Source organism: Grimontia sp. THUN1695, assembly GCF_059704325.2.
Genome location: NZ_AP046577.1, coordinates 460,395 through 476,977, shown reverse-complemented (window position 1 = coordinate 476,977; position 16,583 = coordinate 460,395). Strand labels below are relative to the sequence as shown.

Here is a 16,583-nt window from a genome sequence, read left to right as displayed (position 1 = left end):
CCCTCCTCCCATTTCTTTCCAGAAAGCACTTCCACTTATTCGACAAGCGAACAAAGAAAAGCCTCCGACACTGGCGGAGGCTTTGCATACAGAGAAAAAACGCGCAGTTACTGGGCTTCTCGCTCAGCAATAAACTGGAGCGCCTGTTTGATACGGGATACAACACGCTCTTTGCCCACCAGCGTCATGACTGCATCAACAGACGGTGATTGGCCTTGTCCTGTCACAGCAACGCGAAGCGGCATGCCTACTTTGCCCATACCAAGCTCAAGCTCTGCACAAACATCTGCAATCAGTTGATGAAGATTTGCAGTGGTCCATTCGTCCAGGCTTTCCGCTTTTGCCAATGCCAGCTCCAATGCTTCTTTTGCCACAGGACGAAGATGCTTCTTCGCAGCATCAGCTTCAAACGCATCAAAATCCTGATAGAAATAGCGACACTGCTCAGCCAGTTCAACCAAGGTGTTGCATCGTTCACCCACCAGTTTGATGACATCTGTAATTTCTGGCCCTTGGGCAGTATCAATACCTTTTGCATCAAGATGCCATTGCAGGTACTTAGCGACGTACTCTGGCTCAGATGTTTTAATATAGTGGTTGTTCAACCACAGTAACTTATCGGTATTAAACGCAGATGCCGATTTGCTGACTGACTCAAGGCTGAACAGATTGATCATTTCTTCCAATGAGAAGATTTCCTGGTCGCCATGAGACCAACCCAGACGCACCAGATAGTTCAGCAACGCCTGTGGCAAATAGCCCTCGTCACGATATTGCATGACACTGACTGCACCATGGCGTTTAGACAGCTTCGCACCGTCGTCCCCCAGGATCATCGAGCAATGCGCGAACTCAGGCACCGGCGCACCAATCGCTTTATAGATGTTGATTTGACGTGGCGTGTTGTTGATATGGTCTTCACCACGAACAACCTGAGTAATCCCCATGTCCCAGTCATCAATCACAACACAGAAGTTATAGGTTGGGCTGCCATCAGTACGGCGAATGATAAGATCATCCAGCTCACTGTTTGCAATTTCAATGCGGCCACGGATTTTATCTTCAAAAACCACAGAGCCTTCTTTCGGGTTGCGGAAACGGACACAGAATGGCGAGTCTTCCGTCGCCGCCTCATTGGCCGCCATCACTTTAGGGTGATTAGCATCGTAACGGGGCTTCACGCCATCTGCCATTTGCTCTTCACGAATTTCGTCAAGCAACTCTTTGGGCGCATAGCATTTGTAAGCTTTACCTTCAGCCAGCAATTGATCGATAACCTCGTTGTAGCGATCAAAACGCTTGGTTTGATAATAAGGACCTTCATCCCAATCAAGACCCAGCCACTCCATCCCTTCGATAATCGCATCGATAGCTTCTTGGGTTGAACGCTCAAGATCAGTGTCTTCAATACGAAGGACAAATTCACCGCCAGCGTGTTTGGCGCAAAGCCATGAATACAGTGCAGTACGGGCACCACCTACATGCAAGAAGCCTGTTGGGCTTGGAGCAAAACGAGTTTTAACTGTCATGTTAATCCTATAACGTTTGGCGTTGTTAAATTGAACGGAGGCATTTCCGATTGGTGCTTATTGTAAGCGCACAGACTGAAGTGAACAATCTCTGCTGCTGAGGATATTTACAAACGGGTGATGTTCATGGGCTTATCCGCACACGTTTAGCTTCGAGACGAAAAATAAGGTCCACATCTTATTTATCAACAAAAAATGCAAAACACCTCTAACATAATTGCGAGTCATATAACAAATAGTCAGGAGAATAATGATGAAAAAGCTAGTAGCTTTGATTGCTATAGTGGGTTTTACTTCTGTTATCAGCGTAAATGCTCAAGCCAATAACTCTGGTGGATGGGCGACGCAGGCAGGACCCTTAGTAAAGTGTAAGATGAGCGGCGGGAAAACCCAATATATCCCTGCCCTTTTATGCACTGCAGAAGGTGGTAGTTTTGATAGAAACCCGGGCAACCAGTTTTGACATATCAACATTAAAAATAGCAAAGCAGGCTTAACGCCTGCTTCATCGCGTATGATGTTCCGGACTCAAGAACGGACATTCTGCACTGCCCAATTCAAGAATTTTTTCTGCTCTTCTGCGCTCATTCTCAAAAAGTCAGCTTGCATCAAAATTAAAGCGTTCTCATTAGACAGTTCAGCATTTTTGACAGGATAAACTGGTGAATTAGATTTTTGATTGATGTCGGAAGACGCCTCAGCTTTAGTGTCAGCCATAGACTTGCTGTAACTTAAACCACGTTTTTCATTAAACTTAACCAGTTCTCTTTCATAATCGCGTAAAAAACCTGGGCCTGCGGGCAAAATTTCTTGTTCAGACTCGATTTGATTACCGTTTAAACTGACCAATGTAAATGAAGGGTTTTGCTTAAAGTCTTTTATTTGGCGCTCTGCGGTGATATCTCGTGAAGGCATTATCGTCAGATCGGTGTCGCTCGCATCAAAGGTGATCACTAAAGGGTCTGTCTTAAATTTATCAAACTCAGAACCAGAAGAAACTAGCTTAGAAACACGAACCACAAGCTGGTTTGTGCCATTTTCTAATTCAAATTTAGATTTTGATATTACTGAAATAGGAAGAGCTTCACCATTAACGACAAGTCCTTCTACATCTTTGTGGAGATTAATAGTCACTTGTGAAAAAGCTAGCAGCGGGGTTAATCCACCAAGAAAAACTATTGATTTGAAAATACGTTTCATACAGCCCTCCATGAAAAAAGCGAGCGTCATATGACGCCCGCATCAATAGTACTACGAATGCTTCAAAACTTAGAAGTAGTATTCAGCACCGATCAGGATGTTTGTGCCGTCATCTGTTTCATCCGATCCATTATAATCGTAGCTACGAACATCAAGGAAAAGGTAAGTGCTTGGCAGCAAGTAACCTAGGCGACCAGTAATTGCTTGTGAATCGTCATCAGTGCCTAACTTAGATTCGCTAGTTGCTGCATAGCCACCTTTCAATACCCATGTACCATCGATAACATATTGTGCAGTGGCAGAGTATGCATCTTGGTCGTTGTTAGTAACGCCGTTTTCCATTGCTTTCCAAGCAGCTGTAAGTGTTAGATCACCAAGGAATACGCTACCACCAATGATGGAGTAAGATACATCACCAGCTTTTTCCACTTTAGATGTCGGCGCTTCCCATTTTGGATTGCCATTTTCATCAGCAACATAACCACCTTCGGTAGCTACTGTTTTGTTATAGCCTTTTTGATCATAGTAGCCAGCATGCACGCTAAACATGTCCTGAGAATATGAAGCCGCAATACTTGAAACCATTTCCTCAGTTGAGGATCCCATACCACTCAACGTTGCTTGGAAATTAAAGCCGCCAAAATTTGCAGAGTCAAAACGGAAGACGTTGTCAGCACGGTCTTCATAAGAAGCACCGATTTTGTTATGCCAATCAAAGACATTACCCAAACCTGGGTTTGAATGTGGCCAGTCAACGTAGTTGTATGCAGCTACAAGCTGACGACCATATTTAAATGAACCTACACCTTCAAAGTCCAAGCCCAAGTAGGTATCACGAGCACCAAGCTGACCACTCTTGTCAGAGTTGTCAGCGTTACCGCCTTCGATCTGCCAGATAAAGTCTGGACCAAACTCATCGTAAGCAACACGACCACGGAAACCGACACGAGATTCGATGACAGCTTGAGCTGCACCATCTTTACCAGATGCCTTAGGATTAGTCAGGTGAATAAAGCCTGCTGCCTGACCATACAGCTGAACCGCATCACCTGCCAATTCAATTGCGGCATTTGCGCTACCAGAAACTGCAGCCAGAGCTACAGCTGCCCCTAATACTGAACGTTTAAACATTTTTTCCATGGAATTAACTCCTAAAAAGGGATTTTTCAGAATTCCAAGTCATCGCTGTTATGGTTGGCCGCCGAAGCAATGACTCGTTTATTCGATTTTCTAAAACGCTTCATTTTCATCGCTTTAGATTTTTCATCACCGATTGAACTCTCCCTCAACCGATGAATCTCAGACTACTTGCACATAAAAAAACATCAACGAGAACTTTATTTGTTATTAAAAAAATATGACTCGGTGCAAAGTTCCCTTATGTTCGTGATCGAGATCGACAATTTATATAAAAAACAAAAATAAAAATATATAATTGTTGTTTTTCAATCACTTATTTAATTCTTCTTGTTAAAAATAGAACCAGGAATACCTATTGAGATCACTATCACATCTTAGATTTAGAAGTGATTAGACTGGGTTTGCGGTATAAAGCAGCAGAAAATTCAAGGTGAAAATTATCAAAGATGGCTCGCAAAAGCGGTGATCATGCGGGATAGAAAACGCCGGCGTTAAGCCGGCGTAAGAGAGGGGATAGGTTGATTGGAATTAACGTGACAGCAGTCTCATCATTCCGTCTTCATCCACTATTTCAATGCCAAGTTGTTGAGCTTTAGTTAATTTTGAGCCCGCTGCTTCACCAGCAATCAGCAAATCGGTTTTCGCTGAAACGCTGCCTGTCACTTTCGCGCCCAGCGCTTGAAGCGCAGCTTTGGCATCGTTACGGGACATCTGAGACAAGGTACCAGTCAAAACAACGGTTTTTCCCGCCAATGGCTGGGGTTGATTCTCATCCAGTTGCTCAATGGCAGGCCAGGTAATGCCGCACGCCAACAAGGCATCAATCACCGTCTTGTTGTGCTCTTCATTGAAGAAGTTCACCACATGTTTAGCGACAATCACGCCCACATCCTGCACTTCTATCAACTGCTCTTCTGTCGCTTCACGAAGCGCTTCAAAAGTGAAAAAGTGATTTGCCAGGTTTGCCGCAGTCGCCTCACCCACTTCACGGATACCCAGGGAATAAATAAAGCGTGGCAGCGTAGTTTCTTTCGCTTTTGACAATGCATCAACCAGGTTTTGCGCTGATTTAGGACCCATACGATCAAGCATAGTGATCTGTCCAGCGGTGAGCTTAAACAAGTCTGCCGGTGTCTTGATAAGCTCTTTTTCAATCAGTTGCTCAACGATTTTGTCGCCAAGACCATCTATGTCCAACGCCTTGCGTGATGAAAAGTGTTTGATGGCTTCCTTTCGTTGGGCGCGGCAAATCAGGCCACCGGTACAGCGCGCCACAGCCTCGCCTTCTACACGCTCGACCTGGGATTGGCAAACCGGACATTCATGGGGGAACACCACCTCTTTAGCATCATCAGGACGGCGGCTTTCCACCACACTGACAATTTGTGGGATCACGTCACCCGCACGACGAACAATCACTGTATCGCCAATTTTTACGCCAAGTCGCGCGATTTCATCAGCGTTGTGAAGTGTCGCGTTTGATACGGTCACACCACCCACAAACACAGGTTCAAGTTTGGCGACAGGGGTGATAGCTCCGGTGCGGCCCACCTGAAATTCCACATCCTGCAAAACGGTGATTTCTTCCTGAGCAGGAAATTTGTAGGCAATCGCCCAGCGCGGCGCGCGGGCAACAAAACCAAGGCTCTCCTGGGTGTCAATGTTGTCAACTTTGATCACCACGCCATCAATTTCGTAAGGCAAGTCATTCCGGCGCGCAGCAATGTCCTGATAGTAAGCTTTGACGTTTTCCAACCCATCGACCTTTTTCACTTCCGGGCTGAGTGGAATGCCCCATTGTTTGAGCTGTTCCAGACGGCCCACATGTGAATCACCAAACGTGTCAGACATCACGCCGACAGAGTAGGCGTAAAAGCGAAGTGGACGTGTTGCGGTGATTTTAGGATCAAGTTGGCGAAGGCTTCCCGCTGCCGCATTACGCGGGTTAGCGAAAGTCTTTTCACCTTTTTTGATGTTTTTTTCGTTCAGCGCTTCAAAGCCATCTTTGGGCATAAAGACTTCTCCGCGCACTTCAAGGCGTGCCGGCCATCCTTCACCTTGCAGCAGCAGGGGAACGTTGCGAATCGTGCGTACATTGTGGGTAATGTTCTCCCCCACTGTGCCATCACCACGGGTGGCCGCCTGTACCAGCACCCCATTTTCATACATCAGGCTGACCGCCAGACCATCGAGTTTGGGTTCACAGCTAAAAACAAAACCTTTATTGGTATTCAGCCGATCGCGCATACGCTTTTCAAACGCTTCCAGCTCGCTGTCATCGAACGCGTTATCCAAAGACAGCATCGGGATTTCATGGCGAACCTGCTCAAAAGCCCCCAATGGCGCACCACCAACACGCTGGCTTGGCGAATCTGCTGTCACCAGTTCAGGATGTTTCGCCTCAATCGCCAATAACTCCTGCATCATACGGTCGTATTCCGCATCCGGCAGTTCCGGTTTATCTTCAACGTAATAGAGGTGGCCGTGATAGTTAAGCTGCGTTTTCAGCGACTGCAGTTTTTGTTGAATGTCTGAGGTCATCAATGCTTGCTGCCTACCGTTATCTTCGCCACGTATGGTCGTGGCTTCAGGTTCAAAATGGCAGTTAGTATACCCGAACTTGCCAAAGAATCGTGCTCGTGAAATAGCGCTTGTTGCCTGGCGTCCACGGGATTATGATGCTGTTAGTTTTATCAATGGACACTGCAATGCATTTCCTGGCACAAAGACATCCGCGCATTCTGGGCATTCTGCTCACGCTGCTGCTCGTGTTTTTTTCTGTGCCTTCCATTGCAGGAGCTGTAAAGAACCCGCCTGTAAAGCCGGAACTCTTCCAGGAAATCACTAAATCGGCTTCCAAGGATGTGCTCATTCCCAAAAACGATGGGCATCAAACACCAATCACATCGTTGACGTCATTAACGATACTCCGGCACGGCTCCTGGCTTCCGGAAAAGCTTGCCAATGCTGAGCCGGAATATGAGCTTGTGATTGAGTTGGCAAACACTGCCACACTGTTCAATTATCATCACAGCAATGATACGTTAAGCCCCCGGAGTGACTGGACACGGTCTCCCCCTGTCACACGGCACCGGATTGCCGGCTGGAAAGACTCCAACCTTCAATATCGCTTTATTTCGCAAGCGCAAGCCTGAGCCTCAAATCCACGCTGATCCCTGCCAGCGCACCCAGCATGTCCGCAAATCACATTGCGGGCTGAAGATTTGACGTATTTGCCGTAAACAGTTTGCGGTAACGAGCGAGAGCTATGCAGAAAACAATACAAAATCGAGCAAGTAGAACAACTCTTCTGAATCACTATTCAGCATGGAAGTATGTGGTACTGGTCACCACCATCATTGTCATGCTGTTCAGCGCACTGCCTTCCTGGTTTGGTGAAAGTCCCGCTATTCTGGTTTCACACAAAGGTGCGACGCCGTCAGCCGCCACTATCCAAACCCTGATGAATAACAAAGATATCGGTGTGACACGTATTGACCAGAAAGACAATACAACCACCGTCGTACTGGAAAATGCTGCCCAGCAGAATGCGGCGAAACAAATTCTGGCAAACCGTATGCCTGAAGAAGACATTGTGGCCCTGGCAATGGTACCAGCGGCGCCCACTTGGTTGCTCAATATGGGTTTTAAACCCATCAAACTTGGCCTTGATCTTCGCGGTGGCGTTCAGTTCCTGTTGGATGTTGATATGCAGCAGGTCTTCCATGCCCACGCAACCCAAGCAGCAGATGATATCCGTGACCATGCCAGGAAACTTCGCGTGCGCGGTGTGCGCGTTCAGGTAAACAGCGACGGTGATTTACGTGTTGTCATGCCTTCCAGCCAGTCTGAAGGCGCAATACGCCAGTTCCTACGTGAGCAGTATCCACAGTGGGACGTCAAAGGCCAAGACGACAATACCCTGATCGCCAGCTTGAAAGAAACTGAAAAGCAAACACTCACTAACCTTACGGTTCAACAGAACCTTCAAACCATGCGTTCACGAATCGAAGAGCTCGGCATCACAGAAGCAGCAGTTCAACGTCAGGGCGAGCACCGCATTCGTATAGAACTGCCCGGCGTGCAAGATCCTGCCGCCGCTAAAAACGTGATTGGTGCGACAGCAAGCCTTGCATTTTATGAGGTCGTCAGTGACAGCAAGCCGGGGTCGATAGTGATCCACGAGCAGGATGGCCGCCCAGTTCACGTTAACCGTAAGCCCGTGCTTTCCGGCGATCACATTGTCGATGCGCGTGCCAGCATGGGTGAGATGGGTATGCCGGAAGTGAACATCTCTCTTGATTCCACCGGCGGCAAGAAAATGTCGGACTTCTCCGCCAAACATATTGGTAAACCGATGGCGACCGCGTACAGCGAGTACAGTCGGAATGCCGAAGGAAAAACTGAGCAGGAAACATCCATCATCAGTGTGGCGACGATTCAATCCCAGCTCGGTAACCGCTTCCGTATTACCGGTGTTGGTACGTTATCCGACGCGCAGGATTTAGCCTTGCTGCTACGTGCTGGCTCCCTCACCGCGCCAGTCACCATTGTTGAAGAGCGCACCATTGGCCCTTCTCTTGGCGCAGAGAATATCCAGAACGGCTTTGCAGCGCTGGCAATGGGTATGGGCCTGACACTTCTCTTTATGGCAGTGTGGTATCGCAAACTCGGCTGGGTAGCCAATCTAGCGCTGATCATCAATATGGTCATGCTGATTGGCTTGATTGCCCTGCTTCCAGGCGCAGTACTGACATTACCGGGGATTGCCGGCCTGGTACTCACTGTTGGTATGGCCGTGGACACTAACGTGCTTATCTTCGAACGCATAAAAGAGAAAATCCGCGAAGGCCGAAGCTTGGCACAATCTATCGATTTGGGGTTCAGCAGCGCGTTCGCCACGATTCTGGACTCCAATATCACCACGCTGATTTCAGCAGCCACTCTTTACGCCATTGGTAATGGCCCCATCCAGGGGTTTGCCCTAACGCTGGGTCTGGGCTTGCTGACCAGTATGTTTACCGGCATTTTCGCCTCCAGGGCGGTGATCAATCTGGTTTGGGGTAAAGATTCACGTCGTGGTGTGAGGGTATAATCATGGTGACAATGAAAAACGCAACAAAACTTCGCCATATCGGCAGCCTGATCTCCTGTGTACTGATGGTACTTTCTCTCTTTTCGCTGGGTACCAAGGGGCTTAACTTTGGCCTTGATTTTACCGGCGGCATGATCAGTGAAGTGCGGCTTGACCCAACGCTCACGGCGAACCAAATCCAGGACAAACTGGAAGCAGCGCTCCATCAGCCTGTCACTGTGGTGTCTACCGGTGAGAACGGTAACTGGGTATTACGCTATGCCGCCCCAGAAGCACTCGGCGAGCAGCCGGAGCTGAGAACTGTCCTCGCATCATTTTCGCAAACTGTAGACATGATTAACGTCAGCCTTGTTGGTCCGCAAGTCGGGCAGGAGTTGGCAGAGCAAGGAGGATTGGCCGTACTGATCACCCTGCTGGTGATCCTTGGTTATCTGAGTTTCCGTTTTGAGTGGCGTTTGGCGTCCGGCGCACTTCTTGCGCTGGTACACGATGTGGTTTTACTGCTGGGCTTTTTCTCCTTCACCGGACTGGAGTTTAATCTGACCGTGTTAGCAGCATTGCTGGCAGTGTTGGGTTACTCACTCAACGATTCAATCATTATCTCTGACCGGATCCGTGAGTTACTGAGAGCCAATGTGATCTTGCCTATTACTGAACTTAACAACCGTGCAATCGCCAATACGCTCTCACGCACCCTTATCACATCAGGCACCACTCTGATCTCTGTAGGCTCACTGTGGCTGTTAGGCGGGGAGCCACTTTATGGCTTCTCTGTGACCATGTTTATCGGCATCGTCGCCGGAACCTGGTCTACCATGACAATAGCAACCATCATTCCGGAAATGACTGACCTGCGCCCTGAGCATTATATGCCCGCGCCAGTGTCCGATGAACCTTAAGTGCCTCACTCCAAGCCCGCTTCCGCGGGCTTTTTACATTATTCTGTATGCCTTAGTTATTTTTAGGACACCGGACTGAGCTATCTTGTTGTTACAGGGCTCATAGAGAGTCAGAGTCACTTGCAATCTCGCCCGGCGCCCAACAAAATGCCTGCGGGAACCGGAAAAACGTTGAAGACAATGCAGACCAGATCAACAAAATGTCGCGCAAAGTGGGCACTCACCTTTATTTGGTGGGTCGTTTTTGTGTGCCTGTCGCAAAACGCCGGACTCTTTCACGTATGCCCCCAGAAAACAGATGCTGTTCCCGGACTTTCACAACAAGCCTCGCAGGTCAATGAGAACATAGCATCAAGCGATTGCGAACTGACCGAACACATGTTGTCTTCATCGATCTTCAACTGGGACAACATCACGCTTTCTCTTTTTGTCCTGGTGCTCGCATTTGTCGGTTTTCTTCCGCTTTGCCGCGACAAAACGGCGTACCAGACCGAGCCGATACCTCCCCCCTACCGTTTACACCTCACTCTCTGCGTCTTCCGAGAATAAGCCAGTCAGCTGTTACTCAGTTTTGATTGAATTATTTTAGGAAGAACAATGAAGAATTTTTTAACATTTATCAGGCAGGTAAAATGGTTCACCGGCTTTTTGCTGCTTGCATTCTGGTCAGCGTTGCCTGCCAACGCCCAAACGCCCGATACCGGGTGGCTGACCAATCCTGCCCATCCGCCAGTAAAAAGCCGTATCGTACTGACAGGCAATGTCGACAAGACGAACAACGCTGTCGAAGGCTTTTTGGAAATCAACCTGTCAGGAGACTGGAAAACCTACTGGCGCTCCCCGGGTGAAGGCGGCGTTGCTCCAAGCCTAGACTGGCAAGCATCGGACAACATTGAAAAGGTGGACTGGCAATGGCCTGTTCCCCAGCGCTTCGATTTACTGGGAATAGACACGCTGGGTTATAAAGGCGATGTCATTTTCCCGATCACACTGTATGTGGAAGAGTTAGATAAACCGGTACATTTTGCCGGCACCCTGACTGTCTCTTCCTGCACCACTGAGTGCGTGCTCACTGACTATGCGTTCAGCCTGCCGTTTGTGCCAGGTTTGCTCTCGCCTGATGCATCCTTGCTTCACACCCATGCGCAAGCAGTCAGCCAGGTTCCACAAGCCTCACCACAGGTGGACAACATCACTGCGATTTGGGACGACGCAAGGCAGCAACTTCAGGTCTCCGCCCAAAAAGCCGTTAACTGGCAATCGCCAGACATTCTGGTTGATGGCAGCAGCGAAGCATTGGCAGACGTGGCATTTTCTGTCCCGACCGTCTCTGTGAATGGCGGTAAGGTCACTGCCACGTTCTCAGCCAGCAGCTGGATGGGGAAACCGGCATTGACCGGTGAAGCCATAACACTGACCGTTATCGACAACGATTTTCTGGCAGAACAAGAAGCCACGGTGAAAGCAGGAACCGTCATTGAAGCTGAGCCAGGCTTTTCTTTCGCCTCTGCGATTGCCTTTGCCTTGCTGGGCGGACTTATCCTGAATGTCATGCCCTGTGTATTGCCGGTGCTTGGACTCAAGCTCAGCAGTGTGGTCAGCGCGCAAGGCCTCGAGAAAACGACAGTTCGTAAGCAGTTTCTGGCTTCAGCCGCTGGTATCCTGTTTTCATTCTGGATACTCGCCGCCTTCCTTCTCACCCTAAAGCTCACCGGTAATGCGATGGGCTGGTGAATTCAGTTCCAAAGCCCGCTCTTTATTGGTGTCATGGTCGCCATCACCGCGCTTTTTGCCGCTAACATGCTTGGGCTGTTTGAAATCCGGTTACCTTCCGCCGCAAACACCTGGCTTGCTACGAAAGGAGATAACTCCTATGCCGGGCACTTTACGCAGGGAATGTTCGCTACCCTGCTCGCCACACCTTGCTCCGCCCCCTTTCTGGGGACGGCCGTGGCTTTTTTCCTCACCGCGTCTACGCCGGTGCTGTTTGCCATCTTTACCGCGCTGGCGGTGGGTATGGCATTACCCTGGTTGATCGTGGCGGCAATCCCCGCACTCGCCACCAGACTGCCGAAACCCGGCCCGTGGATGAACCGTATCAAATCCCTGTTTGGCCTGATGATGTTAGCCACAAGCGTCTGGCTGCTAACACTGTTGGCAAACCACCTCACACCGTTGTGGTTAGCCTTGCTCAGTATCAGTGTCATTGTGTTTTTCATCCACCGGACAGATGCGGTATATGGCAGGAAAAGAGCCGTTGTTGTCAGTGGTGTCGGTATTTTATTGACCGCGGTATCACTGGTGACAGCAAGCCTGACAGCCCCCAGCTGGGTTACGCCGCTGCCACCGGATTTACCCTGGCAAACCCTCAACGAGCCACGCATTGAAAAAGAGGTGAACGCAGGCAATATGGTGTTCGTCGATGTCACTGCCGACTGGTGCATTACCTGCAAAGCCAACAAGATAGGTGTGTTGCTGCAAGAGCCTGTTTACTCAAGGCTGCAGGAAGAGGACATCGTCACCATGCATGGCGACTGGACATCGCCCAGTAAAACCGTAACCGATTACCTGAGGAAACATGGCCGCTATGGCGTGCCGTTCAACATTGTCTATGGCCCTTCAGCGCCGAATGGGATCCCGCTGCCGGTGGTGCTTTCCAGTGAAGACGTTATCCAGGCAATCAATTACGCGAAAGGACGTTGAGATGGCAGAAGAACAAACAACGAAGAGCAAGTGGAAACAACCCGAATTCTGGCTGAAAGAGATCCTGACCCTGGTGGTTTTCTTCTCCATCGCCTCTTTTGCCGTCGACCTGTGGCGAAGTCAGGATATGCCCGATGAACAAGTGCCCAACGCAGCGATGCTGGATATCGACGGAAAGCCCATCGACCTTGTTGGCCTTAGTCAGGAAAAGCCGGTTGTTCTTTATTTCTGGGAAACATGGTGTGGCGCCTGCAAGTTTGTCACCCCCACGGTAGATTGGATTGCAAACGATCATCAGGTGATTTCCATTGCCATCACATCTGGCTCAAAAGACCGTGTCGCTGCCTACCTGCAACATCACGATTTCACGTTTACCACCATCAATGATGAACGTGGCCTGCTTTCTCACACCTGAGGCGTTCGCACTACCCCAACTATCGTTGTCGTCAAAGCGGGCAAGATTGCCTCAATCACCACAGGGATCACCACGCCTCCCGGATTATTGGCCCGCCTCTGGCTGGCATAACGCATTCAATGAAAGGAGTTTAGTAATAAAAAAGAGACTGGCACCGATAAGAACGCCCCCTCAGTTGTTGAGGGGGCGTTTTTCGTTAACTCTTCCCATTACGCATGGGCCTGGAAGCGCTTGATTTTTTCACGGTAACTATCCAGACGCTGTGGCGTCATCATGTTACGGTTGTCGTCAGTCACCAGTCCCCCCAGTTGATCAGCGACCTGCTGAGCAGTTTGCAGCATAAGCTTAAAATTCTGTTCCGCTTCACCATAACAGGGCAACGTCATAAAGAAAGTAATCCCCGGCGTTGTAAACTGATGAATCGTTGCTAATGGAAAGCTACCTGGATTGAACATATTCGCGGCACTGAAAAGCACTTTTCCGGTACCGGCCAAATCGGCATGGCGATGGAAGATCTCCATTTCACCGAAGATCATGCCATGCTGTTCCAGGCAGTTAATCAGCTCTTCGCCATTAAACTCAGCATTATTGCTGGCCTGTACATTCATGATCAGAACCTGCTGTTCAGGCTCCTTCGGCGCGTCTTCAACCATTTCCTCTGCAACAGGCTCAACCGATTCCACCTGCTCGCTGTGCAAAGGCTCAGTATTCTCAGCGACTTCCTTTGTAAGCCCAGTATCTACGTCCGGAGAGTCTACAGCAGACTTTTCTGCAGTTTGTGACATTTTTTCAAGATCAGCATCGGCATCAGCCGCAGAGAATGCCGGCAAAGATAAACCTTCCTGCTCTTTTTCCCGGACAGCCGCGATTTCATCCTGACTAGCAAAAAGAGGATCGACATCAGGTTTTTCCCCGAAATGTAACCCAGGCTCTTTACGCTCTGTTTTGTTTTTTTCGCTGCTGCCAGCTTTGATCACACGAATAGAACCAATTCCATCCTGGTCAAACCCTGAATCGTCCTTTTTCCTTAACTTGCCAATGGGCTTTTCACCAAACTTGGCAGGTTTCTCTTTACGGCTGGTCCACAAGCCATGGAGCAACAACGCGGCGATAGCCACCGCACCCAAAATGATTAAAACAAGGCGCAATTCCTGCATCATTTAATCTCAGCATTTATCCAATTAACGACGAGAGTCCGCGAGCGGTTGTGACCTATCTAAACACCTCGGTACAACCTTTGGCAATGTCGCACATACAAATTGCTGACTACTGTACCAAAAAGCGTGTAAAAGTTAACGTCCATACCGCGAGAACACTGAAAAAGTCACTGTTCTCACAGCGAAAACACCTCATCAGCGTACATTAAACAAATTCACTACCCTGTTTGACAATATGATGGCTCAATAATTCACCAGTGGTATAAATTGCCACTTTATGGTCTAAAAAGATAACATAAGTGCGTACATCATCTCTTCGCGTGACATTAACGAAAAAGCCAATATCTTCAACACTGGCAACGCACGGTGGTTGAGTAGGACCTTCTCTTCATTTTACCAGCAAGAGAGGTTTCAATTGGATCAAATCTTGCTTAAGCAGCCCAAAATCATATTGATTGTCATCACCACAATGTTCAAAACTCGCTTTTAGATGTTTGGGTAAACAAGGAGACACTATGACCCCAAGCCAGATGGCCAAGCAGCCGGTTTCCGGTGCCAGTTACTTTATTCGCGGTTTCTCCCTTGCTTTCACACCGGGGATCCGTCGCTTCGTGATTATTCCTTTGATCGTCAATCTGCTGTTAATGGGAACATTGATTGGCGTTGCCCTCTCGCAGCTAAGTGATTGGATAAACGGCTGGTTATCCGATCTGCCAGACATGCTTAGCTGGCTCTCTTATGTATTGTGGCCGCTGCTCGCCATTGCAGTGCTGGTGATTTGCTCGTACTTTTTCAGCACCGTTGCCAACTGGATAGCCGCCCCCTTTAATGGTCTTCTTTCCGAACATCTCGAAGCCAAACTTACCGGCAAACGCCCACCAGATGATGGAATGACAGGCATCATCAAGGATTTGCCACGGGTGTTTAAACGAGAATGGCAGAAACTGGCCTATTACCTGCCGAAAGCGCTGGGATTATTACTATTGATGTGGATTCCGGCTATCGGCCAGACACTTGGCCCGGTACTTTGGTTCTTATTCAGTGCCTGGATGATGGGTATACAGTACTGTGATTATTCCTTCGATAACCACCGTGTCTCTTTCCCTCACATGAAAGCGACACTTCGTGAACACAAAGGCTCTACGATGAGTTTTGGCGCCTTGGTGATGGTGTTCACCATGACTCCCATTCTCAACCTCTTTGTTATGCCTGCCGCCGTTTGTGGTGCAACAGCGATGTGGGTAGATAAATACCGCAGTGATCTTGCCAGATACTAAGTCCTTATTCCTGAACGAAAAAAACACCTTTTTCTCAATAGGCAAAGGTGTTTTTTCTTTGCAAGCTATATTTTATGCACACTGATTCTAAAAGATATGCGATAACAATAAGATATAACTAACAATTCCTTTGCTTTAAACCAAATATGGATATGCTGAAATGCGTCAATACCGTACAAACCGAAGGAACTGAGAAGATGGGTAAAATTTACGAAGATAATTCAACCACCATCGGCAACACGCCGCTGGTGAGGCTAAACCGTGTATCTAACGGCAAAGTGCTGGCAAAAATTGAAGCACGCAACCCGAGCTTTAGCGTTAAATGCCGTATCGGCGCAAACATGATTTGGGATGCAGAAAAAAGCGGCAAACTGAAACCGGGGGTTGAGCTGGTTGAACCAACCAGTGGTAACACCGGTATTGCGCTGGCGTATGTTGCGGCAGCACGGGGTTACAAGCTGACACTGACCATGCCTGAGTCAATGAGCCTTGAGCGTCGTAAGCTGCTGAAAGCGTTGGGGGCAAACCTGGTACTGACTGAAGCTGCGAAAGGCATGAAGGGGGCCATTGCCAAAGCAGAAGAGATTGTCGCTACCGACCCAGCAAAATTCCTGATGTTGCAACAGTTCAACAATCCGGCAAACCCGGAAATTCATGAAAAGACCACAGGTCCGGAAATCTGGGAAGACACAGAAGGCGAAATCGACGTGTTTGTTGCTGGTGTGGGTACAGGCGGTACCCTGACCGGTGTAAGCCGTTACATCAAAAAAACCAAAGGGAAGGCCATCACCACCGTGGCTGTTGAACCTGCAGAATCACCCGTCATTACCCAAACAGTTAACGGTGAAGACGTGCAGCCTGCCCCACACAAAATCCAAGGTATCGGCGCAGGCTTTGTACCGGGTAACCTGGATTTGTCACTGGTAGACAAAACTATACTGGTCACATCAGATGAAGCAATCGCAATGGCACGTCGCCTGATGGAAGAAGAAGGCATTCTGGCAGGTATCTCTTCTGGTGCTGCCGTTGTGGCTGCTAACAAGATTGCAGCTTTGCCTGAATTCGCAGACAAAAACATTGTCACCATCCTGCCAAGTTCTGGTGAACGTTATCTGAGTACAGCCCTGTTTGCCGGCATCTTCACAGAGCTCGAAAACCAGCAATAACA

At 48.8% G+C, this 16,583-nt stretch carries 13 protein-coding genes and 1 pseudogene; 9 read left to right on the top strand and 5 right to left on the bottom strand.

All coding sequences use genetic code 11. The annotated features are described in order from the left end of the window. Positions 1-107 precede the first annotated feature (107 nt). Positions 108-1,529 (bottom strand): glutamate--tRNA ligase, encoded by a 1,422-nt coding sequence (gene gltX / locus AC6IB1_RS05700; RefSeq protein WP_497568178.1) that lies wholly within the window; start codon positions 1,527-1,529, stop codon positions 108-110. Positions 1,530-1,782: 253 nt separating this feature from the next. Here gltX and AC6IB1_RS05695 point away from each other — a divergent pair, with 253 nt between their 5' ends. Then, the gene (locus tag AC6IB1_RS05695) at positions 1,783-1,992 is read left to right on the top strand and encodes a hypothetical protein (protein ID WP_497568177.1); all 210 of its coding nucleotides are present in this window, start codon (positions 1,783-1,785) and stop codon (positions 1,990-1,992) included. A gap of 65 nt (positions 1,993-2,057) precedes the next feature. Here AC6IB1_RS05695 and AC6IB1_RS05690 read toward each other — a convergent pair whose 3' ends face one another. From AC6IB1_RS05690 to ligA, 3 genes are all read right to left on the bottom strand, one after another. After that, positions 2,058-2,729 (bottom strand): YccT family protein, encoded by a 672-nt coding sequence (locus tag AC6IB1_RS05690; protein ID WP_497568176.1) that lies wholly within the window; start codon positions 2,727-2,729, stop codon positions 2,058-2,060. Positions 2,730-2,798: 69 nt separating this feature from the next. Then, positions 2,799-3,869 (bottom strand): porin, encoded by a 1,071-nt coding sequence (locus AC6IB1_RS05685; RefSeq protein WP_497568175.1) that lies wholly within the window; start codon positions 3,867-3,869, stop codon positions 2,799-2,801. Positions 3,870-4,397: 528 nt separating this feature from the next. Then, the gene (ligA, locus tag AC6IB1_RS05680; RefSeq protein WP_497568174.1) at positions 4,398-6,410 is read right to left on the bottom strand and encodes an NAD-dependent DNA ligase LigA; all 2,013 of its coding nucleotides are present in this window, start codon (positions 6,408-6,410) and stop codon (positions 4,398-4,400) included. 134 nt (positions 6,411-6,544) lie between these two features. On the opposite strand from ligA, the gene AC6IB1_RS05675 reads away from it, so the two are divergent. From AC6IB1_RS05675 to AC6IB1_RS05650, 6 genes and pseudogenes are all read left to right on the top strand, one after another. Then, a complete protein-coding gene (locus AC6IB1_RS05675; protein WP_497568173.1) occupies positions 6,545-7,024 on the top strand; it encodes a hypothetical protein in 480 nt (159 codons plus the stop codon). A 113-nt stretch (positions 7,025-7,137) separates the two neighbouring features. After that, positions 7,138-8,964: a protein translocase subunit SecD gene (gene secD, locus AC6IB1_RS05670; RefSeq protein WP_497568172.1), complete on the top strand. Its 1,827-nt coding sequence runs from the start codon at positions 7,138-7,140 to the stop codon at positions 8,962-8,964. Between the two features lie 2 nt (positions 8,965-8,966). Continuing rightward, a complete protein-coding gene (gene secF / locus AC6IB1_RS05665) occupies positions 8,967-9,863 on the top strand; it encodes a protein translocase subunit SecF (protein ID WP_497568171.1) in 897 nt (298 codons plus the stop codon). Between the two features lie 147 nt (positions 9,864-10,010). After that, on the top strand, positions 10,011-10,412 hold the full coding sequence (locus AC6IB1_RS05660) for a hypothetical protein (RefSeq protein ID WP_497568170.1): 402 nt from the start codon (positions 10,011-10,013) through the stop codon (positions 10,410-10,412). Positions 10,413-10,460: 48 nt separating this feature from the next. Next, a pseudogene (locus AC6IB1_RS05655) lies at positions 10,461-12,566 on the top strand (protein-disulfide reductase DsbD family protein). 1 nt (position 12,567) lies between these two features. Further along, positions 12,568-12,981, top strand: a complete 414-nt coding sequence (locus AC6IB1_RS05650) for a redoxin domain-containing protein (RefSeq protein WP_497568169.1) — start codon at positions 12,568-12,570, stop codon at positions 12,979-12,981. 209 nt (positions 12,982-13,190) lie between these two features. Here the strand turns inward: AC6IB1_RS05650 and zipA are convergent, their stop codons facing one another. After that, positions 13,191-14,141 (bottom strand): cell division protein ZipA, encoded by a 951-nt coding sequence (gene zipA / locus AC6IB1_RS05645; RefSeq protein ID WP_497568168.1) that lies wholly within the window; start codon positions 14,139-14,141, stop codon positions 13,191-13,193. Positions 14,142-14,653: 512 nt separating this feature from the next. On the opposite strand from zipA, the gene cysZ reads away from it, so the two are divergent. Together cysZ and cysK are read left to right on the top strand one after the other, a co-directional pair. Continuing rightward, complete coding sequence (gene cysZ / locus AC6IB1_RS05640) at positions 14,654-15,415, top strand: sulfate transporter CysZ (protein WP_497568167.1); 762 nt, start codon at positions 14,654-14,656, stop codon at positions 15,413-15,415. Between the two features lie 197 nt (positions 15,416-15,612). Continuing rightward, a complete protein-coding gene (gene cysK / locus AC6IB1_RS05635) occupies positions 15,613-16,581 on the top strand; it encodes a cysteine synthase A (protein ID WP_497568166.1) in 969 nt (322 codons plus the stop codon). Positions 16,582-16,583 lie beyond the last annotated feature (2 nt).

Excerpts from the sequence above, each read along its gene's own strand:
- gltX (WP_497568178.1), bottom strand. The coding sequence starts at position 1,529 with ATGACAGTTAAAACTCGTTTTGCTCCAAGCCCAACAGGCTTCTTGCAT.
- AC6IB1_RS05695 (WP_497568177.1), top strand. The coding sequence starts at position 1,783 with ATGAAAAAGCTAGTAGCTTTGATTGCTATAGTGGGTTTTACTTCTGTT.
- AC6IB1_RS05690 (WP_497568176.1), bottom strand. The coding sequence starts at position 2,729 with ATGAAACGTATTTTCAAATCAATAGTTTTTCTTGGTGGATTAACCCCG.
- AC6IB1_RS05685 (WP_497568175.1), bottom strand. The coding sequence starts at position 3,869 with ATGGAAAAAATGTTTAAACGTTCAGTATTAGGGGCAGCTGTAGCTCTG.
- ligA (WP_497568174.1), bottom strand. The coding sequence starts at position 6,410 with ATGACCTCAGACATTCAACAAAAACTGCAGTCGCTGAAAACGCAGCTT.
- AC6IB1_RS05675 (WP_497568173.1), top strand. The coding sequence starts at position 6,545 with ATGATGCTGTTAGTTTTATCAATGGACACTGCAATGCATTTCCTGGCA.
- secD (WP_497568172.1), top strand. The coding sequence starts at position 7,138 with ATGCAGAAAACAATACAAAATCGAGCAAGTAGAACAACTCTTCTGAAT.
- secF (WP_497568171.1), top strand. The coding sequence starts at position 8,967 with ATGGTGACAATGAAAAACGCAACAAAACTTCGCCATATCGGCAGCCTG.
- AC6IB1_RS05660 (WP_497568170.1), top strand. The coding sequence starts at position 10,011 with ATGCCTGCGGGAACCGGAAAAACGTTGAAGACAATGCAGACCAGATCA.
- AC6IB1_RS05650 (WP_497568169.1), top strand. The coding sequence starts at position 12,568 with ATGGCAGAAGAACAAACAACGAAGAGCAAGTGGAAACAACCCGAATTC.
- zipA (WP_497568168.1), bottom strand. The coding sequence starts at position 14,141 with ATGATGCAGGAATTGCGCCTTGTTTTAATCATTTTGGGTGCGGTGGCT.
- cysZ (WP_497568167.1), top strand. The coding sequence starts at position 14,654 with ATGACCCCAAGCCAGATGGCCAAGCAGCCGGTTTCCGGTGCCAGTTAC.
- cysK (WP_497568166.1), top strand. The coding sequence starts at position 15,613 with ATGGGTAAAATTTACGAAGATAATTCAACCACCATCGGCAACACGCCG.